This window comes from Sphingomonas sp. J315, from assembly GCF_024666595.1.
Classification (GTDB): Bacteria; Pseudomonadota; Alphaproteobacteria; order Sphingomonadales; family Sphingomonadaceae; genus Sphingomonas.
Map to the genome: position 1 here is coordinate 2,865,626 of NZ_CP088296.1, position 19,757 is coordinate 2,885,382.

At 64.5% G+C, this 19,757-nt stretch carries 14 protein-coding genes and 1 tRNA gene; 4 read left to right on the forward strand and 11 right to left on the reverse strand.

Annotated elements, in window-relative coordinates; genetic code table 11:
• Positions 1 to 143: 143 nt before the first annotated feature.
• Together rpoC and rpoB are read right to left on the reverse strand one after the other, a co-directional pair.
• Complete coding sequence (gene rpoC / locus LRS08_RS14570; protein ID WP_260480876.1) at positions 144 to 4,424, reverse strand: DNA-directed RNA polymerase subunit beta'; 4,281 nt, start codon at positions 4,422 to 4,424, stop codon at positions 144 to 146.
• A gap of 74 nt (positions 4,425 to 4,498) precedes the next feature.
• On the reverse strand, positions 4,499 to 8,656 hold the full coding sequence (gene rpoB, locus LRS08_RS14575) for a DNA-directed RNA polymerase subunit beta (protein ID WP_260480877.1): 4,158 nt from the start codon (positions 8,654 to 8,656) through the stop codon (positions 4,499 to 4,501).
• 305 nt (positions 8,657 to 8,961) lie between these two features.
• Here rpoB and LRS08_RS14580 point away from each other — a divergent pair.
• From LRS08_RS14580 to LRS08_RS14590, 4 genes are all read left to right on the forward strand, one after another.
• Positions 8,962 to 9,045, forward strand: a tRNA-Leu gene (locus tag LRS08_RS14580).
• Between the two features lie 243 nt (positions 9,046 to 9,288).
• Positions 9,289 to 10,605, forward strand: a complete 1,317-nt coding sequence (locus LRS08_RS14585) for a tyrosine-type recombinase/integrase (protein ID WP_257845408.1) — start codon at positions 9,289 to 9,291, stop codon at positions 10,603 to 10,605.
• An 88-nt stretch (positions 10,606 to 10,693) separates the two neighbouring features.
• Positions 10,694 to 10,939, forward strand: coding sequence for a helix-turn-helix domain-containing protein (locus LRS08_RS20340; protein ID WP_409456256.1), 246 nt, complete (start codon positions 10,694 to 10,696; stop codon positions 10,937 to 10,939).
• Entirely contained in the window at positions 10,939 to 12,240 is a 1,302-nt protein-coding gene (locus LRS08_RS14590; RefSeq protein ID WP_257842996.1) for a type II toxin-antitoxin system HipA family toxin, read from the forward strand. Before LRS08_RS20340 ends, LRS08_RS14590 begins: the two co-directional genes overlap by 1 nt.
• Positions 12,241 to 12,311: 71 nt before the next feature.
• On the opposite strand, the gene LRS08_RS14595 is transcribed toward LRS08_RS14590, so the two are convergent.
• From LRS08_RS14595 to trbE, 9 genes are all read right to left on the reverse strand, one after another.
• A complete protein-coding gene (locus LRS08_RS14595; protein WP_257842995.1) occupies positions 12,312 to 12,533 on the reverse strand; it encodes a helix-turn-helix transcriptional regulator in 222 nt (73 codons plus the stop codon).
• Positions 12,530 to 12,766 carry a DUF2274 domain-containing protein gene (locus LRS08_RS14600; RefSeq protein WP_257842994.1) on the reverse strand — a complete coding sequence of 79 codons (237 nt, stop codon included), beginning with the start codon at positions 12,764 to 12,766 and terminating at the stop codon, positions 12,530 to 12,532. The genes LRS08_RS14595 and LRS08_RS14600 overlap by 4 nt, the downstream gene beginning before the upstream one ends.
• An 11-nt stretch (positions 12,767 to 12,777) precedes the next feature.
• Positions 12,778 to 13,467 carry a TrbI/VirB10 family protein gene (locus tag LRS08_RS14605; protein WP_260480878.1) on the reverse strand — a complete coding sequence of 230 codons (690 nt, stop codon included), beginning with the start codon at positions 13,465 to 13,467 and terminating at the stop codon, positions 12,778 to 12,780.
• A complete protein-coding gene (locus LRS08_RS14610; protein WP_260480879.1) occupies positions 13,436 to 13,921 on the reverse strand; it encodes a hypothetical protein in 486 nt (161 codons plus the stop codon). Before LRS08_RS14610 ends, LRS08_RS14605 begins: the two co-directional genes overlap by 32 nt.
• 81 nt (positions 13,922 to 14,002) lie before the next feature.
• A complete protein-coding gene (trbG, locus tag LRS08_RS14615; protein ID WP_257842992.1) occupies positions 14,003 to 14,842 on the reverse strand; it encodes a P-type conjugative transfer protein TrbG in 840 nt (279 codons plus the stop codon).
• The gene (trbF, locus tag LRS08_RS14620) at positions 14,839 to 15,639 is read right to left on the reverse strand and encodes a conjugal transfer protein TrbF (protein WP_257842991.1); all 801 of its coding nucleotides are present in this window, start codon (positions 15,637 to 15,639) and stop codon (positions 14,839 to 14,841) included. Before trbF ends, trbG begins: the two co-directional genes overlap by 4 nt.
• Positions 15,640 to 15,642: 3 nt before the next feature.
• Positions 15,643 to 16,938 (reverse strand): P-type conjugative transfer protein TrbL, encoded by a 1,296-nt coding sequence (gene trbL / locus LRS08_RS14625; RefSeq protein ID WP_257842990.1) that lies wholly within the window; start codon positions 16,936 to 16,938, stop codon positions 15,643 to 15,645.
• Between the two features lie 125 nt (positions 16,939 to 17,063).
• Positions 17,064 to 17,798, reverse strand: coding sequence for a P-type conjugative transfer protein TrbJ (gene trbJ, locus LRS08_RS14630; RefSeq protein WP_312026622.1), 735 nt, complete (start codon positions 17,796 to 17,798; stop codon positions 17,064 to 17,066).
• 3 nt (positions 17,799 to 17,801) lie between these two features.
• Positions 17,802 to 19,730 carry a conjugal transfer protein TrbE gene (gene trbE / locus LRS08_RS14635; RefSeq protein WP_260480880.1) on the reverse strand — a complete coding sequence of 643 codons (1,929 nt, stop codon included), beginning with the start codon at positions 19,728 to 19,730 and terminating at the stop codon, positions 17,802 to 17,804.
• Between the last annotated feature and the right edge of the window lie 27 nt (positions 19,731 to 19,757).

The following is a 19,757-nucleotide window of genomic DNA, read 5'->3' on the forward strand; positions in this document are numbered from 1 at the left end:
TCAATGCCCCTCCTGCTTCTTTTTGTGCCGAGCCCTGATGTGCGTACCGGGCTTCTCGCCTGTATTTCAACGACAAAAAAGCCGCCGCCCGGCATCCCGGGCGGCGGCCTTTTCGTGTCAGCGCGGGGCGCTGAACGGAGCGATCACTCGCTCTCGTTCAGATACTCGCCCGCCGCTGCGTCGCTGCCGTCACCCGACACTTCGACCTTTTCCAGCGCATCGCTGGTGGCCATCGCGTCGATCGGATCCTGCGCCAGCTCGGCGGCGCGCTCTTCGGCTGCCGAGTTGGGTGCGATCAGCACTTCCTGCAGCTTGCGCTGCTGGGCGCGGAGCGCGGCGTCGCGGCTGCTGGCCGCAATCCGCATCCGGTTCATGCCCGCGCCGGTACCGGCGGGGATGAGACGGCCGACGATGACGTTCTCCTTCAGGCCGATCAGCGTGTCCTGCTTGCCCTGGACCGCCGCCTCGGTGAGGACGCGGGTGGTCTCCTGGAACGACGCCGCCGAGATGAAGCTGCGGGTCTGCAGCGACGCCTTGGTGATGCCGAGCAGGATCGGCTTGCCCTGTGCAGGGGCCTGGCCGGGCTCGAGCTTCGCGTTGGTGTCGTCCATCTCGTCGCGATCCACCTGCTCGCCGGGGAGCAGGGTGGTGTCGCCGGCGTCGGTGATCTCGACCTTTTGCAGCATCTGGCGAACGATCACCTCGATGTGCTTGTCGTTGATCTTCACGCCTTGGAGTCGATAGACTTCCTGGATTTCCGCGACGAGATATTCCGCCAGTGGCTCGATGCCGAGTACCTCCAGAATGTCGTGCGGGTCGGGCGAACCGCCGATCAGGTTGTCGCCACGCTTGACGTAGTCGCCTTCCTGGACGTCGATCACCTTCGACTTGGGCACCAGATACTCGACGACCTCGCCGCCATCCTCGGGCTGGATGCCGATCTTGCGCTTCGCCTTATAGTCCTTGCCGAACACCACGCGGCCCGAGACCTTGGCGATGATCGCATTTTCCTTGGGCTTGCGCGCTTCGAACAGCTCGGCGACGCGCGGCAGACCGCCGGTGATGTCGCGGGTCTTGGCCGATTCACGGCTGACGCGGGCCAGAACGTCGCCGCCCTGCACCGTCGCACCATCCTCGACCGACAGCACCGCACCCGGCGCCAGCATGTAGCGGGCGGCCTCGCCATCGCCTTCCCCGGTGAGGGTGAGGCGGGGACGCAGATCCTCCTTCTTCGCCGACGCGCCGCGGTTTTCGATCACCACGCGCTGTGCGATGCCGGTCGCTTCGTCGACCTGCTCGGTCAGAGTCTTGCCGTCGATCAGGTCCTGATACTTCACGACGCCGCCGGTTTCCGTGATCACCGGCATGGTGAACGGATCCCATTCCGCCATGCGCTCGCCCTTGCTGACGATGTGGCCATCGTCGAACATGACATAGGCGCCGTACGGAATGCGGTGGACCGCCAGCTCGCGACCATCCTCGTCGAGGATCGCGATCTCGCCCGAACGCGCCAGCACGACGCGACGGCCGCGCTGGTCGGTGATCAGGCGCAGGTCGCGGAACTCGGCGCGGCCATCGACCGGCGCTTCGAGGTTCGACTGCTCGTTGAGCTGCGCCGCACCGCCGATGTGGAAGGTACGCATGGTCAGCTGCGTGCCCGGCTCACCGATCGACTGCGCCGCGATGACGCCGACCGCTTCGCCGATGTTCACCGGCGTACCGCGGGCAAGGTCACGGCCATAGCATTTCGCGCACACGCCGATCTTGGCTTCGCAGACCAGCGGCGAACGGATCTTCATCCCCTGAATACCCAACGCCTCGATCTGCGCGATCATCGGCTCGTCGAGCAAGGTGCCGACCGGGATCGCCACCTTGCCGCTCTTCGAATCGACCACGTCTTCTGCGGTCGTACGACCCAGAATACGCTCGCCCAGCGACGCGATCACGCTGCCGCCCTGCACGATCGCCTTCATCTCCAGCGCGCGCTCGGTGCCGCAATCCTGCTCCATGACGACGCAGTCCTGCGACACGTCGACCAGACGACGGGTCAGGTAGCCCGAGTTCGCCGTCTTGAGCGCGGTGTCGGCCAGACCCTTGCGGGCGCCGTGGGTCGAGTTGAAGTATTCAAGAACGGTCAGACCTTCCTTGAAGTTCGAGATGATCGGCGTTTCGATGATCTCGCCCGACGGTTTGGCCATCAGGCCGCGCATGCCGGCCAGCTGCTTGATCTGCGCCGCCGAACCACGCGCACCGGAGTGCGCCATCATGTAGATCGCGTTGGCGGGCTTCTCGCGGCCCGTAGCCTCGTCGACCTTCACCGACTTGATCTCGTCCATCATCGCGGCCGCCACCACGTCGCCGCAACGGCTCCAGGCGTCGATCACCTTGTTGTACTTCTCCTGCTGCGTGATCAGGCCGTCCTGATACTGCTGCTCGAAGTCCTTCACGAGCGCGCGGGTCTCGTCGACCGTTGCTTCCTTGCTCGCCGGGATGATCATGTCGTCCTTGCCGAACGAGATGCCTGCCTTGAACGCGTGGCGGAAGCCCAGTGCCATGATCGCGTCGGCGAACAGCACGGTCTCCTTCTGGCCGGTGTGGCGATAGACCTCGTCGATCACGTCGCCGACGTCCTTCTTGGTCAGCAGACGGTTGACGACGTCGAACGGCACCTTGTGCGACTTGGGGAGGCACTCGCCGAGCAGCATGCGGCCGGGAGTGGTCTCGAACCGCTTCATCACGGTGCTGCCGTCTTCCAGCGTCTGAGGGACGCGGCTGGTGATCTTGGTGTGCAGCGTGACCGCACCCGCGAACAGCGCCTGATGCACCTCGGCCATGTCGCCCAGCACCATGCCTTCGCCCGGCTCGTTCTGCTTCTCCATCGAGAGATAGTAAAGACCGAGCACCATGTCCTGCGACGGCACGATGATCGGCTTGCCGTTGGCGGGCGACAGGATGTTGTTGGTCGACATCATCAGGACGCGCGCTTCCAGCTGCGCCTCAAGGCTCAGCGGGACGTGCACGGCCATCTGGTCGCCGTCGAAGTCGGCGTTGAACGCCGAGCAGACCAGCGGGTGAAGCTGGATCGCCTTCCCCTCGATCAGCACCGGCTCGAACGCCTGGATGCCCAGACGGTGGAGCGTCGGCGCGCGGTTCAGCAGAACCGGGTGCTCGCGGATCACCTCGTCCAGGATGTCCCAGACTTCCTTGCGCTCCTTCTCGACCCACTTCTTCGCCTGCTTCAGGGTCATCGACAGACCCTTGGCGTCGAGGCGCGCGTAGATGAACGGCTTGAACAGCTCGAGCGCCATCTTCTTGGGCAGGCCGCACTGGTGCAGCTTCAGTTCCGGACCGGTCACGATGACCGAACGGCCCGAATAGTCGACGCGCTTGCCGAGCAGGTTCTGGCGGAAGCGGCCCTGCTTGCCCTTGAGCATGTCGGACAGCGACTTGAGCGGACGCTTGTTGGCACCCGTGATCGTGCGACCGCGACGACCATTGTCGAACAGGGCGTCGACGGCTTCCTGCAGCATACGCTTTTCGTTGCGGACGATGATGTCCGGCGCGCGCAGCTCCATCAGGCGCTTGAGGCGGTTGTTGCGGTTGATCACGCGGCGATACAGGTCGTTGAGATCCGACGTCGCGAAGCGACCGCCGTCCAGCGGCACCAGCGGGCGCAGCTCGGGCGGGATGACCGGAACGACGTCGAGGATCATCCACTCGGGACGGTTGCCCGATTCCAGGAAGCTCTCGACGACTTTGAGCCGCTTGATGATCTTCTTGGGCTTCAGCTCGGACTTGGTGACCGCCAGCTCTTCGAGCAGCGTGCGCTTCTCGCCCTCGAGATCGAGGTCCATGAGCATGATCTTGACCGCTTCCGCGCCGATGCCGGCGGAGAAAGCGTCCTCGCCATATTCGTCCTGCGCGTCGAGCAGCTCGTCCTCGGTTAGCAGCTGGAACTTCTCCAGCGGCGTCAGGCCAGGCTCGGTGACGATATAGGATTCGAAATACAGCACGCGCTCAAGCTGCTTGAGCTGCATGTCGAGCAGCAGGCCGATGCGCGAGGGCAGCGACTTCAGGAACCAGATGTGCGCGACCGGGGCGGCCAGTTCGATATGGCCCATGCGCTCACGGCGGACCTTCGAGACGGTAACCTCGACGCCGCACTTCTCGCAGACGATGCCCTTGTATTTCATGCGCTTGTACTTGCCGCACAGGCATTCGTAGTCCTTGATCGGACCGAAGATGCGCGCGCAGAACAGGCCGTCACGCTCGGGCTTGAACGTGCGATAGTTGATCGTCTCGGGCTTCTTGATCTCGCCGAACGACCACGAACGGATGCGATCCGGGGACGCGATGCCGATCTGGATCTGGTCGAAGGTCTCCGGCTTGGCCACCGGGTTCGCGAAGTTGGTCAGTTCATTCATGTCGTTTTCCCTCAGGAGGGTAAATCTCTGGGCGGGACGGGGAGGGCGCTACACTGTGGCAGCGCCCCTTCCCCTTATTCCGCCGCGATCGCGGCACCGTTCTCGTCGAGGCCCAATTCCAGATTGGTCTTGAGTTCGACGTTGAGGCCCAGCGAGCGCATTTCCTTGACGAGCACGTTGAAGCTCTCGGGGATGCCGGCCTCGAACGTGTCGTCACCCTTGACGATCGCCTCGTAGACCTTGGTGCGGCCGACCACGTCGTCGGACTTCACCGTCAGCATTTCCTGGAGCGTGTACGCCGCGCCATATGCCTGCAGCGCCCAGACCTCCATTTCGCCGAAGCGCTGGCCGCCGAACTGCGCCTTGCCGCCCAGCGGCTGCTGGGTGACGAGGCTGTACGGGCCGATCGAACGCGCGTGGATCTTGTCGTCGACCAGGTGGTGCAGCTTGAGCACGTACTTGTACCCAACGGTCACCTTGCGGTCGAACATGTCGCCGGTGCGCCCGTCGAACAGGTCGACCTGACCGCTCTCGTCCAGACCCGCCAGACGCAGCATGTCGGTCACGTCCGCCTCGACCGCGCCGTCGAACACCGGGGTGCCCATCGGAACGCCGGCGCGGACATTCTGCGCCAGCTCGACCAGCGCGTTGGTGTCGCGGCTCTTGATCTGTTCGGCGTAGTTATCGCCATAGATTTCGAGCAGCAGTTCCTTGACCGCTTCGGGTGCTTCGCCCGCTTGCGGGTTCGGATTGGCCTCACGCCACGCGTCCAGCGCCTCGCCGATCTTCTTGCCCAGGCCGCGCGCGGCCCAGCCAAGATGCGTCTCGAAGATCTGACCGACGTTCATGCGCGACGGCACGCCCAGCGGGTTGAGCACGAAGTCGACCGGAGTCCCGTCCTCAAGGAACGGCATGTCCTCCTGCGGCAGGATGCGGCTGATGATGCCCTTGTTGCCGTGACGGCCGGCCATCTTGTCGCCCGGCTGCAGCTTGCGCTTCACCGCGACGAACACCTTGACCATCTTCAGCACGCCCGGCGGCAGCTCGTCGCCCCGCTCCAGCTTCTCGCGGCGGTCCTCGAACTTGTCCTTGATGCGCTTGACGGCCTCGTCATACTGCGCCTTGACCGTCTCCAGATCGCCCTGGACCTTGTCGTCGGCAACGGCGAACTTCCACCACTCATGGCGGTCGACGCTGTCGAGCAGGTCCTGATCGATCTCGGCACCCTTCTTCAGGCCCTTCGGAACGGCGGTCGCGACCTGACCCAGCAGCATCTCGCGCAGACGCGACCAAGTCGCGCGGTTGAGGATGTTGCGTTCGTCGTCGCTGTCCTTCTTCAGGCGCTCGATCTCCTCGCGCTCGATCGCCATCGCGCGCTCGTCCTTGTCGATGCCGTGGCGATTGAAGACGCGGACGTCGACGATCGTGCCGGCAACGCCCGGCGGCAGGCGGAGCGAAGTGTCGCGCACGTCGCTGGCCTTTTCACCGAAGATCGCGCGGAGCAGCTTTTCTTCCGGCGTCATCGGGCTCTCGCCCTTCGGCGTGATCTTGCCGACCAGAATGTCGCCCGGCTCCACCTCGGCGCCGATATAGACGATGCCCGCCTCGTCGAGGTTGCGCAGCGCTTCCTCGCCGACGTTCGGGATGTCGCGGGTGATGTCCTCCGGCCCCAGCTTGGTGTCGCGGGCCATTACCTCGAACTCGTCGATATGGATCGACGTGAACACGTCGTCCTTCACGATCCGCTCGTTGATCAGGATCGAGTCCTCGTAGTTGTAGCCGTTCCAGGGCATGAACGCGACGAGCACGTTGCGGCCCAGCGCCAGCTCGCCGAACTCGGTCGACGGGCCGTCGGCGATGATGTCGCCGGCATTGACCAGATCGCCCACCTTCACCAGCGGACGCTGGTTGATGCAGGTCGACTGGTTCGAACGCTCGAACTTCATCAGCGTGTAGATGTCGACGCCGCTTTCCTCCGCCGAAACCTCGCCGGTGGCGCGGACGACGATGCGCGACGCATCGACCTGGTCGACGATGCCGGCGCGTTTGGCCGCGATCGCCGCGCCCGAATCGCGCGCGACGGTCTCTTCCATGCCGGTGCCGACGAAGGGCGCTTCCGCCTTCACCAGCGGAACGGCCTGACGCTGCATGTTCGAACCCATGAGCGCGCGGTTGGCGTCGTCATTTTCCAGGAACGGGATCAGCGACGCGGCGACCGAAACCAGCTGCTTCGGCGACACGTCCATCAGCGTCACCGTGTCCGGGAACGCCATCAGGAATTCGCCTGCCTGACGTGCGGAGACCAGATCCTCGACGAACCGGCCCTCGGCATCGGTTTCGGCCGAAGCCTGTGCGATGGTGTGCTTGGCCTCTTCCATCGCGGACAGATAGACGACCTCGTCGGTCACCTTGCCGTCGATCACCTTGCGGTACGGCGTTTCGATGAAGCCGTATTTGTTCACACGGCTGAAGGTCGCGAGGCTGTTGATCAGACCGATGTTCGGGCCTTCCGGCGTTTCGATCGGGCAGATACGGCCATAGTGCGTCGGGTGAACGTCGCGGACTTCGAAGCCTGCGCGCTCACGGGTGAGACCGCCCGGCCCAAGCGCCGACACGCGACGCTTGTGGGTGACTTCCGACAGCGGGTTGGTCTGGTCCATGAACTGCGACAGCTGCGACGAGCCGAAGAATTCGCGCACCGCGGCGACCGCAGGCTTTGCGTTGATGAGGTCGTTCGGCATGACGGTCGACACGTCGACGCTCGACATGCGCTCCTTGACCGCGCGCTCCATGCGCAGCAGGCCGACGCGATACTGGTTCTCCAGCAGCTCGCCCACCGAACGCACGCGGCGGTTGCCCAGGTTGTCGATATCGTCGACTTCGCCCTTGCCGTCCTTGAGGTCGACCAGCGTCTTGACGACCGCCAGAATGTCCTCGGTGCGCAGCGTCGTCACCGTGTCCTCGGCATCGAGGTCGAGGCGCATGTTCAGCTTGACGCGGCCGACGGCCGACAGGTCGTAGCGCTCCGGATCGAAGAACAGCCCGCCGAACAGCGATTCTGCGGTCTCCAGCGTCGGCGGTTCGCCGGGGCGCATCACGCGATAGATGTCGGACAGCGCCTGCTCGCGCTCTTCGGCCTTGTCGGCCTTGAGCGTGTTGCGGATCCAGGGGCCGGTCGAGATGTGATCGATGTCGAGCAGTTCGACACGATCGATCCCGGCCTTGTCCAACTTCTCGAGATTTTCGGCCGACACTTCGTCGCCCGCCTCGATGTAGATTTCGCCCGTCGCCTCGTTGATCAGGTCGAACGCGCTGTAACGGCCGAAGATTTCCTCGGTCGGGATCAACAGCGTCTCAAGCCCGTCCTTGCCGGCCTTGTTCGCCGCGCGCGGGCTGATCTTCTGCCCGGCGGGGAAGATCACTTCGCCCGACTTGGCGTCGACGATGTCGAACATCGGCTTCGCGCCGCGCCAGTTCTCGGGCGCGAACGGGATCTGCCAGCCATTGGGGCCGCGCACATAGGTGACGGTGTTGTAGAAGTGGTTGAGGATCTCTTCGCTGTTCAGGCCCAGCGCGTACAGCAGCGTCGTGACCGGCAGCTTGCGCTTGCGGTCGATACGGACGTTGACGATGTCCTTGGCGTCGAACTCGAAGTCCAGCCATGAACCGCGATACGGGATCACGCGCGCGGCGAAGAGATACTTGCCCGATGCGTGCGTCTTGCCGCGGTCATGGTCGAACAGCACGCCCGGCGAGCGGTGCATCTGCGACACGATGACGCGTTCGGTGCCGTTGATGAAGAAGGTGCCGTTGCCCGTCATCAGGGGCATGTCGCCCATGTAGACGTCCTGCTCCTTGATATCGAGGACGGAGCGGGCATCGGTATCGGGATCGACCTCGAACACGATTAGGCGAAGGGTAACGCGCATCGGGGCGGCATAGGTGATGCCACGCTGACGGCATTCCTCGACGTCGAACTTGGGCGCTTCGAGCTCATAGGTCACGAAGTCGAGTTCGGCGGTGCCGGCGAAGTCGCGGATCGGGAACACGCTGCGCAGCGTCTTCTCAAGGCCCGAAACATAACCGATCGACGGATCGCTCCGCAGGAACTGTTCGTAGGATTCGCGCTGAACCTCGATCAGGTTCGGCATCTGCACCACTTCGTGGATGTCGCCGAACACCTTGCGGATGCGGCGCTTTGCGGTGCCGCTTTCGATCGCTTTGGTTGCCATGTGCTGTTTTCGCCTTCTCAGCCTGAATTTCGCCCCGGTAACCGCCGGGACAGGCACGCAGACAGACGCCAAAAGGGCCGAGCGATTCCCTGCGTTGAAACGGGGAAAAACTCAGCCTCTCAAGCGTCTATGATACCCGTCCGGTCCATTCGTACGGCGCGCTGCGCGACGGCGTGCCATGTCCCGACCGGTCGGGGCAGGGCCGCGATATAGGCAGGGCGGGGGGCGGTGTCAAACGCGTCGGAGGCAATGGGCGGTTAAAGGCTTGCCGCCGCGCGGACCTTCGTCTAGCCAGCCTGCTCGCTGCCCCTGTGGCGAAATGGTAGACGCAGTCGACTCAAAATCGACCGCCGAAAGGCATGCTGGTTCGAGTCCGGCCAGGGGCACCAGAGCTTCATTTCACGACATCCCGCAAAGTTGAAAAAACCGCAGAAATCTGCCATATTTTGCGTGTTCTGATCCCATTCGATCCGAGCAGATGTCATACAATCCCGCGCAAAGTGGGGCCATGGATGGGGCCATAATTTGGCCTTTCGGGATTCGACCCAGGGTTGAATCTGGCCGTTCATTTTGAGTCCCGGAATTTTGTGACTCGCATGCTCGATCGACGGATTGTTGCTCGGGAATATGAAATGTCGCTCAGTGACCGCGGAATTCGCAACCTTCTGCCACGCAGGAGAACCTATAAGTGTTCGGACGAGCGCGGGCTCTACCTCGAAATCAGCCCAACTGGCTCGAAGCTCTGGCGAATGCGCTATCGCTATGGCGGGAAGGACAAGCGCCTCGCGCTCGGCGCATATCCTGAAGTCAGTCTGGCTGAAGCCCGGCGTCGAAGGGACGAGGCGCGTGAACAGCTGAGAGATGGTGTCGACCCGGTGCAGGAGCGTCGGCGCGAGAAACTGCTAGCCGCATATAATTCGTCGAACAGCTTCGGCGATATCGCTCGCGAGTATATCAACAAGATCGAGCGGGAAGGGCGCTCCCCCACAACCATCGGCAAGACGCGCTGGCTGCTGGAGTTGTTGGCTCCGATCGCTGGACAGCCGATCACGGAGATCAAAGCGCTGGATATGCTCGCCGCGCTCAAGCGGTTGGAGGAGAAGGGCAACTACGAGACCGCCCGGCGCTGTCGCTCCTTCTCAAGCCGGGTGTTTCGCTATGCAGCTGCGACCGGGCGGGCGGAGATCGATCCAACCGTCGTGCTCCGGGGTGCACTGATTTCGCCAAAGGTCCAGCACCACGCCGCAATTCTCGAGCCCGAGGAAGTTGGCAAGCTGCTCCGTGCGATCGATGCCCATTCCGGACATGCGGTTACGCGCCTGGCAATGCAGATCGCACCACATGTGATGACGCGCCCGGGGGAGCTCCGTCAGGCGAAATGGTCCGAAATCGATTTCGAGAACGCTGTGTGGAAAATCCCAGCCGAGCGGATGAAAATGCGTCGCCCGCATCTGGTGCCGCTTTCACGCCAGGTGATCGGCTATCTCAGCGAACTCTACGATCTGACCGGACCTGAAGGCTATCTATTCAGCGCAGTTCATACCTGGAAGCGCCCGATGTCGGACAATACGATCAATTCGGCATTCCGGCGCATGGGATATCCGGTTGGAACCGTCACAGCGCATGGGTTGCGTACGACTGCGTCGACGCTGCTCAACGAAAGCCGGAAATGGAGCCCGGACGCAATCGAACGGTCGCTGGCCCATGCCGATGCGGATGCGGTTCGAGGTATTTACAATCGCGGAGCCTATTGGGCCGAGCGCGTGGCCATGCATCAATGGTGGAGCGATTTTCTCGATCGGTTGCGAGCCGGCGCGGTTCAGCGCAATGTGAATAAACCGCGGATCAATTCGCAAGAGCTCAAGGGCCGTGGGCAGTCGGTGGGATTGAAGTTCGCATTTTCCTATTCGCCGACTTACGGAAATGCGTACAGAGATCCGACGACGTAGAGCAATTATACGTTTTTTCGTATTTTCTTGCACTATACGCTTTTTCGTATATCAACGAATTATACGCAAAAACGTATCGAGAGCTGATATGCGATCCCTGATAAGGTCTCAGAAAACCCTTGGCAACGCCATCCGGCGGGCCCGACGTGCAGCCGGACTCACGCAGCAACAGCTGGGCGCACGAACCAACCTTCGACAGGCGACCATTTCCAATCTTGAAAAAGGGGAGGGAGGTTCCCTCGAAACCCTTTTTGCTGTCCTGACCTTCCTTGAGCTTGAACTCGAGTTGCGGGCGCGCAGCATTTCTGCTCCGCCCTTGGAGGATATCTTCTGATGGCGCGCCGCTCCTCGAACCTCGGCGTGTTTCTCAACGGGCGCCACGTTGGAAAGCTGGCGCGGGCTGCAAACGGGGCGGTCAGTTTCTCTTATGCGGAAACCTGGCTGGACTGGGACCATGCACTCCCGGTCTCCCTGTCGATGCCGCTCGACACACTTGCCTATAGTGGATCAAGCGTAACGGCAGTTTTCGACAATCTGCTCCCTGACAATGACAGCATCCGTCGAAGAATTGCAGAACGTGTCGGTGCGGCGGGCGCTGACGCCTATAGCCTCCTTGAGGCGGTTGGTCGTGATTGCGTCGGGGCGCTTCAGTTCCTGCCGGAGGGGCAGGAGCCCGGGCCGCTCAACAACATCGAAGCCGAGCCGGTAGACGACGACGCGATTGAAGCGATGATCGCAAATCTCGGACGGTCTCCCTTGGGCCTGGAGCCTGATGACGCCTTTCGTATCTCAATTGCAGGGGCGCAGGAAAAAACCGCATTGCTCAGGTGGAATGGACGGTGGAACAAGCCATTGGGAACGACGCCAACCACCCATATTTTCAAGCCGCAGATCGGCACGTTGCCCAATGGCATCGATCTCTCGAACAGTGTCGAAAACGAGCACCTTTGTCTCAAGTTTCTGGCTAATCTCGGCCTTCCGACCGCATCCACGGCGATCGAGCATTTCAACGATCGAGTTGCGCTTGTCGTTGAACGTTTCGACCGGGCATGGGCGCGTGACGGGCGCCTCCACCGCGTACCGCAGGAAGACGTCTGCCAGGCGCTATCTGTCCCACCCACGCGCAAATATGAGGACCATGGGGGGCCGGGGGTTTGTGATGTCCTGAAGCTTTTCGAGGGCAGCGGCCGTCCGCATGATGATCGACGCGCCTTCATGAAGGCAACGATCGCGTTCTGGCTGATTGGCGCCACCGACGGCCATGCAAAGAACTTCAGCCTGTTCCTTCAATCAGCGGGTGGGTTTTACGCGACCCCGCTTTACGATGTCATTTCCGCTGAGCCGAGCGCTGCATCGCATCAGGTCAATCGCCGCCAGATGCGACTGGCGATGGCGATCGGGGACCGACGCCGGTATCGGCTCGACGAGATTTCGCCGCGGCACTTCATCCAGACCGCTGCAAGGGCCGGATATGACCAGGATCTGACGCGCGAAATTCTCCACGAGCTGCGGGACCAGGCGGAAGACGCATTCAATGTTGCAGCCGCGGCGATGGCAACTGACAGCCTGGCAGCCCTCATCGATCCGATCGGTGCGGCGATCAGAAGCCGGGTCCGTCAGATCGAGCATATCTGATCCCCGCACGTTCGAGCGAGGCTCGCCTATCGATCAAAAATCCCGCCGAAAATGATCGATAGACATGGCTCCTATCGATCATCGGCGCTTACGCTGCGACCATAGCCCATCGGATTCTTCAGCCAGGCGTCGATCGCAGACTGGCGCCAGCCTGTACATCGCGTGCCGATCTGAATGCTTTCGGGGAAGCTTCCCTCCTGCATCCGGCGATAGACGGTCGAGCGGCTGAGCCCCGTATGTTCGAGCACATCACGCAAACGAAGGATGCGATTGGGGGCTGGCGCGTCGGTCACGACACGCGCCCCTGCGCGCCGAGCTTAGCGCGTTCGCGACTGAACCCGCGGTCGCTGTCGAGAAAGCCCTTCAGCATATAGGGAATAAGGTCGGCGACGGTCTCGGACTGCCCGTACGCGGATCGATAGGCTTCGGCATAGTCGGCAAGGGCGGCCTGGAGATCGGGCAGGATCGAGATCGTGACCTTGACCGGGGTTCGGTCGGGAATGCGGGGGAGACGGAGGTCAGGCATGGAAGCTCCTTTCAGTGCCAGGGTTGGAGGATCAGGTCGCGATGCACCACGAGCCGAACCGGCGCGCCGGGACGAATGGTGATGCTCGGCTGAATGTTGAGATTGCGCGCCGTGATCTGGTCGCCAGCGCGCGCGACATTGTCCTGGGTCGAGCGGCGGATCGCAGCGACGAGATCGCTCTCGCCTGAGAGCGCAAGCTCGGGCGCAACCCCGAGCAGGGTCGAAAGCGCAATTCCCTTGAGCAATGACCAGCTGTGGAAATCGACCTTGTCTGCAAGGCCTGCATAGCCCGAGGGATCGCTCGCCGGGACCGTATCCAGAGCAAGTGAGGCACCATCGGGAAAGACGATGCGCTGCCAGATCACCAGGGCACGCGACTGGCCGAACGCCACGACGCTGTCATAGCTTCCGATCAGCCTCGCGCCCTGCGGCACGAGCAGGATCTGCCCGGTCGCACTGTCGAAGACATTCTGCGTTACCTGTGCGGTGACGAGCCCGGGCAGGTCGGAGCGGATCCCGGTGATGAGGCTGGCGGCGATGACGCTCCCTGCCGAGAGCAGATAGGGCGATGGTGCCGCCTCGACGCGATGCGGATTGATGCGTGTTCCCTCCGCTGCGCTGTGCGCGAAGGCGATCTTGCGTGCCTGCCCGTTGGCATCGCGTGCAGGGTCAATTGCAGACGCGGATGGCGGGGGCAACACCGACGCTGGCGTCGGTCGCCGGGGCGAGTGCCGGCAGGCTTGCGCTCGCCGAAGTCGATCGCGTGCCGGTGGCGACCAGCAGCGGCGACTGGCGCGCTGCCCGCTGCGCTTCCGCGCGGCGCTCGCGTTCGACGCGCGCCCGCTCGGCCGCATCGGATGGGGCTGGCGCAGCGCCGATTGCGCGCTGGTGATCGAGGATCGGCTTGCCGAGATCGCCCGGCAAAGGCGGGCCGAGCTTCGGCGCATCGCCATAGCTCGACGGGAGGCCGGCAAGCGTATCGGCTGTCGGGCGATTGGCGGGCCCTCCTTCGTGTTCGACGAGAAGCGGATCGCCGAGCCCTGCCGGGCTGAGCGCAAACCAGGTGATGCTCATCAGAACGAGCGCGGCGGCGCCAGCCCCCGCGATGATGATCCCGCGCCGGAACCGGACCGGGCGCGTGGGCCGCGCACGCATGACCAGGCTCTGCGGATCGAGCTTTGGCTCTGGCGCTGCGGGGAGGCGGCGGCGGGGCCGCTGGTTCGGGCGTCGCGGTCATCACCGGCGGCCCCGCCCGGATGTCTCGCGGGTGATCGCTACGACCTGCTGCTTGCGCGTTCCAAGCCGCAGCTCGGCGCGCTCGAACAGGCGATCGATCACATAGAAGCGTCCGCGCAGCCGGTAGTTGACCAGCTCGGCATTCCCGGTCTCGCCGATGACGAAGACCGGCGGTGCTTCGCCCTGCGCGACGCTGGCAGGCAGCTCGATAAAGGTCTGGCGACCATCGTCGAATGCGCGGATCGGTCGCCAGTCGGGCTTGTCGCCGCTGATCCGATAGTCGAAGCGCAGGCGATCGAGCGCCATCTCCTGTGCGACCGGCGCGCTTGCCCGCGCCTGCGCCTCCGCGCGGTCGAGCGCGATCAGCGCGTCCTGCGGATAGGTCCAGGAAAGGCGCGTCATAGCGTTTGCTCGCGTACTGACCAGCGCAAGGTGATAGCTGCGACGATCGGTGGTGATGACAAGGTTGGTGGTCAGCCCGGAGGCGATCGGCTTGACGAGAATATGGGTGCGGCGCATCGCACCTGCGCCGCTGGTCGTGTCGCCAATGACCCAGCGTGTGGTATCGCCCGCCGCGACCGCGATCAGCGTCTCGCCGGGCTGCAATGCAATGTCGGTCACCCGCTCGGGCGCGGCAAGCAGCTGATAGATCGCGCCCTCGCTCCAGCTGTGAACCTGCGCGGCATGGATCTGCACTGCGTCTGCAGGGGTGCGGGTCGCGGCGCGGTTCGCCGCCGCGACTTCGCCGGCCGGTGTCCGCTTTGGTCGCTCGGGCAGCGGCGCCGTGGCGATCAGGGCAGACGCTGCGCTCGCAAGCGCAAGAGATGAGAGGAGGATCATGGCCGTGTCTCCAGTGGCGAGGGAAGGGGCGTGTCCGCCAGATTGGGGTCGAGCGGCGAACCGAGCGGAAGGTTGGCGGATGGGGCCGAGCGGGGCGTCGGGGCGGACGCCGGAACATCGAGCTCCCGGCTCCAGTCGATCGCATCGACATAGAGGCCGAGCGGGTTCTTGCGGAGGATCTCGGCCGATTTCGGCGGCTTGACCTCAACCGTCAGGATCGCGGTCCAGCGACTGCTGCCCGTCTCGTCGCCGCGCTCGAACCGGGTCTCGGTCCATTTGACCTGGAACGAGCGGTCGGAGGCGCGCACGACGCTCGTCACCTCGACCGAGACGGTGCGCTCGCCGATCCGCTCGAACGGCCGGGCGGCGCGGGCATATTGGTCGAGCATGCGCGCGCCGCGCTGGGTCACCTGATCATAGGCCGAGAGCCAGTCGCGGCGCATCAGGACCGGATCGAGCGACACCGTCCGGATCGCGGTGACAAAGCGCGCGAGATGCCATGCAATCTGGGGATCGCTGGGATTATAGTCGCGGCCGGCGGGTGCAACGCTGCGCGCTTCGCCGAGCTTGTCGACCTCGACCACATAGGGCGTGATCCGGCTCTGCATCGATTGCCAGACCAGGGCCGCCGCTAGGCCCGAGGCGAGCGCAAGCCCACCAAACGCCATGAGCCGCCAGTTGCGTGCCTGCGCACGCGCCGACCCGATCCGCTCGTCCCAGAGCTGGCCCGCACGGGCGAAGGGTGTGTCGGGCTCGCCGGTTTGCCCATAGCGCTGGATGCTTCGCTTGAAGATCATGGCTCAGTCGTCCTTTTCCTTGATGTCGGGGGTGGCGGAGGCACCGCCGCTGTCACCCGAGCGCAGCGCGTGGAGCGCGACCTGACGATGGTGACGGCCGCTCTGCTGCGCCTGCATCGCGCGCGCCCATCCCGGCGTCGCCGAAGCCTCGCCAGACGCCGGTGAGGGAGACGTGCCGCTGAGCGCGTGCCAGGCACCTGCGCGCCCGCGTTCGGCGGCGTCCGCAAGGCCAAGCCCGCTCGAGAGCTTCGCGCGCACCGTGTTGGTTGCGGCACGGGCGACACCGCCAAGGCCCGCTGCGGCCGAGGGCATTTCTGCCGTATCGCGCCCGAGCCGATAGGCGCTGGACGCTGCGCTTCCCATGCTGGTGCCAGCGCGCACCGCCCCGAGAGCCGTGCCGCCAAGCGCGCGTGCAGCGCCGATCCCGGCACCGCCCGCAATCATGGTGACGCCGGCAGCACCTGCCATCGTTCCGAGCGCAGCACCCGCGCCCAGTTGTGGTGCGCCCGCGACCAGACCGGTCGCGATACCCGGCCCGAAGATGCCGAGGCCGAACAGGGTAAGAGCTGCGAGCACAAGGCTCATCGCCTGGCCGATATCGGGCTCGCGCCCCTGCAGCGCTTCGCTGAACTCGACGAAGAAGCCCGAACCGATACCGATGATGACGGCGAGCACCATCACCTTGATGCCCGAGGTGACGACATGGCCCAGCACCCGTTCGGCGAGAAAGCTGGTGCGGTTCCACAGCGCAAAGGGCACGAGCACGAAACCGGCGAGCGCGGTCAGCTTGAACTCGAGGATGGTGACGAACATCTGCACCGCGAGGATGAAGAAGGCGATGATGACGATCGCCCAGGCGAAGAGCAGCACCGCGATTGTCAGGAAATTCTCGAAGAAGCTGACAAACCCCATCATTTCGGCGACCTGATCGAGGAGCGGCCAGGCAGCGCTGAAGCCCGTCCCGGCAAGCCGTCCGGGGCGCAGCAGATCCTCCGCCGAGATCGTGCCGCCGCCAGCGGTCAGACCGGCCCGCGCGAAGGAATTGAAGATGATGTCGGCCAGCGTCGCGAATTCGCTCAGGATGAAGGCGAAGGCGCCGACATAGAGGATTTTCTTGAGCAGGCGGCCGAGCACATCCTGGTCGGGGGTGAATGCCCAAAACAGCCCGGCGAGCGTGATGTCGATCCCGATCAGCGTCGCGGTCAGAAACGCGATATCGGGGCCGAGCAGACCGAACCCGCTGTCGATGTAGCGGATGAAGTCGGCCATGAACCGGTCGATGACGTTGAGGTCGTTCATGTCTCGCCATTTCCGAGCCTTGAGTGAAGAGGTCCGCGAGGCGCCCCCGAGGGGGGCGAAGAGGAGCGCCTCGCGGTGGACGGCGGCAGGGAGGCAAAGACCCGCCGCCGCCCGCCGGCGCGCGCCTAGTCGCCGCCCGGGGGCGGGGCGGTGTAGGCGGTGCCGGAGCCGAGAAACTGCCTGGTGGCCGCGCGCGCTTCGGCCTGGGCGCGGGCGCGGCGTGCGGCCTCGATCGCCTCGGCGCGATATTGGGCCGCGGTCAGGCTCTGAAGCTGCAGCTGCTGCTTGGCGAGCAGGGCAAGCAGCTGGTTGCCCGCCTGGCTGACCTCGAGCGCGCCGCGCGCGTCCTGGCTGCGCTGGCTGATCGCGGCGAGGGAGCCCATGTCGGCGCGGACATTCTCGACGACCTGTGCCTGGACGCGCATCGTCTGTTGATAGGCCTGCATCGCGGTATCGAGCCGGGCGCGCGCGCCCGCCACCCGCGCATCGGTGTCGAGCGCATCGACCCCGACGCGGGGAAACAGCCGCTCGAACTGTGCGTCGAGCTGATCGACGCGAAAGCTGATGCCCTGCGCGCGGTCCATCAGCGTGTCGATCTGCGCAAGCCGCGCCTTGAGCGCCTCGAACTGCGGGAACTCACCCGGCTTCATGTTCTTGGCCATATTGGCGAGCATCGTCGCTTCATTCTGGAGCGACTGGATCTGGTTGTTGATCTGGCTGAGCGCGCGTGCCGCAGTGAGCAGGTTCTGCGCATAGTTGGTCGGGTCGAACACGCTGATCTGCGCGGAGGCCGGCGCGGCCAGCATCGGCGTCGCAAGCGCGATTGTGATGGCGGCTCTGAACAGGGGACGGGGCATCATGGGTCAGGACTCCTTGGAGAGCGGGGCAGGGGCACCGGCCAGGAGCGCGGCTGCCCAGTCGAGGCCGGCAAGGGAAAGGAAGCGGGCAGCAAATTGGTCGGGGCCGTGTTCGGCGAGGATCGCGTCGATCCGCTTCTGCGTCTGCGCGTCCGACGCGCCGCACAGCGCGAGCGCGATCGGTCCGAGGCCCAGTTCGAACAGGCGGTTTCCGCGTGCCGACTGGAGATAATAGTCGCGCTTGGGGGCCGCGCGGGCGATCAGCTCGATCTGTCGGTCGTTGAGTCCGAACCGCGCATAGGCGTCGCGTCCCTGTGGTTCCTGGGCACGCGCATTGGGGAGCAGGATCCGCTGGGGGCAGCTTTCGATGATCGCGGGCGCGATCGGGCTGTCGGCGATGTCGGCGAGGCTCTGGGTAGCGAACACCACCGCGACATTCTTCTTGCGCAGGGTCTTGAGCCATTCGCGGATGCGCGCGGCGAAGAGCGGATGGTCGACGAAGATCCACGCCTCGTCGAGGACGAGCAGGGTGGGGCGGCCGTCAAACCGCTCCTCGAGGCGGTGGAACAGATAGGTGAGCAACGGAGCGACGACGCCCTGCTGTCCCATCAGGGCCTCGGTCTCGAAACACTGCAGGTCGCAAAGGGCAAGATCGTCCTGCGCTGCATCGAGCATGCGTCCGAACGGGCCCTCGAGCGTGTAGGGCGCCAGCGCCGAGCGCAGCGCCGCCGACTGGAGCAGCAGTGACAGGCCGGTCAGCGTGCGTTCCTCGACCGGCGCGGTGGCAAGACTCGAGAGCGCCGACCAGACCGCTTCCCTGATCTCGGGGGTGAGCGCCACGCCTTCATAGCTGAGCAGGGCGCCGATCCATTCGCCAGCCCAGGCCTGTTCATGCGGCCGGTCGATGCGCGCGAGCGGCTGGAAAGCGAGCGGCGCGCCAGCGTCCTCGCCGCCAAGGCCCAGCGCATGATGTGCGCCGCCACAGGCGAGCACTGCCGCGCGCGCCGAAAAGCCCTTGTCGAAGATATAGATCTGCGCGCCCGGATAGCGGCGGAACTGGAGGGCGAGCAGCGCGAGCAACACCGACTTGCCCGCACCGGTCGGTCCCACCATCAGCATATGGCCGACATCGCCGACATGGGTCGAGAGGCGGAACGGGGTCGATCCGCTCGTCTGGGCGTAGAGCAAGGGCGGGCCGCCCAGATGCCGGTTGCCGGCAGGTCCCGCCCAGACACTTGAGAGCGGCATCAGATGGGCAAGGTTGAGCGTGTGGACGAGCGGCTGGCGGACATTGGCGTAGACGTGCCCGGGCAGTGACGAGAGCCAGGCCTCGACCGCGTTGATGCTCTCGCGCATTGTTGCAAAGCCGAGCCCGTTGATCACCCGTTCGACCGCGCGGACCTTTTCCTCGACGCGTGCGCGGTCCGGATCGGCCAGCGTCACCGTCATGGTGAGGTAGCCAAAGCCGACATGGTCGCCGCCCAGTTCCTGGAGCGCGAGATCGGCATCGACGACCTTGTTGTCGGCATCGCTGTCGAGCAGGGGTGATGCCTGATTGGTCATCACTTCGCGCAGCAGCTGGGCGACCGACTTGCGCTTGTTGAACCACATCCGACGCAGCCGCGTCAGCGCCCGGTTCGCATCGGACTTGTCGAGCGCAATAAAGCGGCTCGTCCAGCGATAGCCGAAATCGAGATGGTTGAGCGCGTCGAGCAGACCCGGACGGCTCATATTGGGAAAGCCGGCGATGGTGAGCGTGCGCAGATGTTCGGCCCCGAGCATCGGCTCGAGCCCGCCGACCAGCGGTTCATCGACGATCAGCGCGTCGAGATAGATCGGCGTCTCGGGCACCGCGATCGGATGTCGCCGGGTCGAGACGCAGCCATGGAGATAGGTGAGCAGTTCGCCGGTGCCGAGCGCATCCATCTGCGGCATGAAGCTCGCGAAGAGATCCGCGATCCG

Coding starts and splice junctions, on each gene's coding strand:
- trbF (WP_257842991.1), bottom strand. CDS start 15,639: ATGATCTTCAAGCGAAGCATCCAGCGCTATGGGCAAACCGGCGAGCCC.
- LRS08_RS14585 (WP_257845408.1), top strand. CDS start 9,289: ATGTCGCTCAGTGACCGCGGAATTCGCAACCTTCTGCCACGCAGGAGA.
- LRS08_RS14590 (WP_257842996.1), top strand. CDS start 10,939: ATGGCGCGCCGCTCCTCGAACCTCGGCGTGTTTCTCAACGGGCGCCAC.
- trbE (WP_260480880.1), bottom strand. CDS start 19,730: ATGCCGCAGATGGATGCGCTCGGCACCGGCGAACTGCTCACCTATCTC.
- trbG (WP_257842992.1), bottom strand. CDS start 14,842: ATGATCCTCCTCTCATCTCTTGCGCTTGCGAGCGCAGCGTCTGCCCTG.
- LRS08_RS14600 (WP_257842994.1), bottom strand. CDS start 12,766: ATGCCTGACCTCCGTCTCCCCCGCATTCCCGACCGAACCCCGGTCAAG.
- rpoC (WP_260480876.1), bottom strand. CDS start 4,424: ATGAATGAACTGACCAACTTCGCGAACCCGGTGGCCAAGCCGGAGACC.
- rpoB (WP_260480877.1), bottom strand. CDS start 8,656: ATGGCAACCAAAGCGATCGAAAGCGGCACCGCAAAGCGCCGCATCCGC.
- trbL (WP_257842990.1), bottom strand. CDS start 16,938: ATGAACGACCTCAACGTCATCGACCGGTTCATGGCCGACTTCATCCGC.
- LRS08_RS20340 (WP_409456256.1), top strand. CDS start 10,694: ATGCGATCCCTGATAAGGTCTCAGAAAACCCTTGGCAACGCCATCCGG.
- LRS08_RS14610 (WP_260480879.1), bottom strand. CDS start 13,921: ATGCGTGCGCGGCCCACGCGCCCGGTCCGGTTCCGGCGCGGGATCATC.
- trbJ (WP_312026622.1), bottom strand. CDS start 17,798: ATGATGCCCCGTCCCCTGTTCAGAGCCGCCATCACAATCGCGCTTGCG.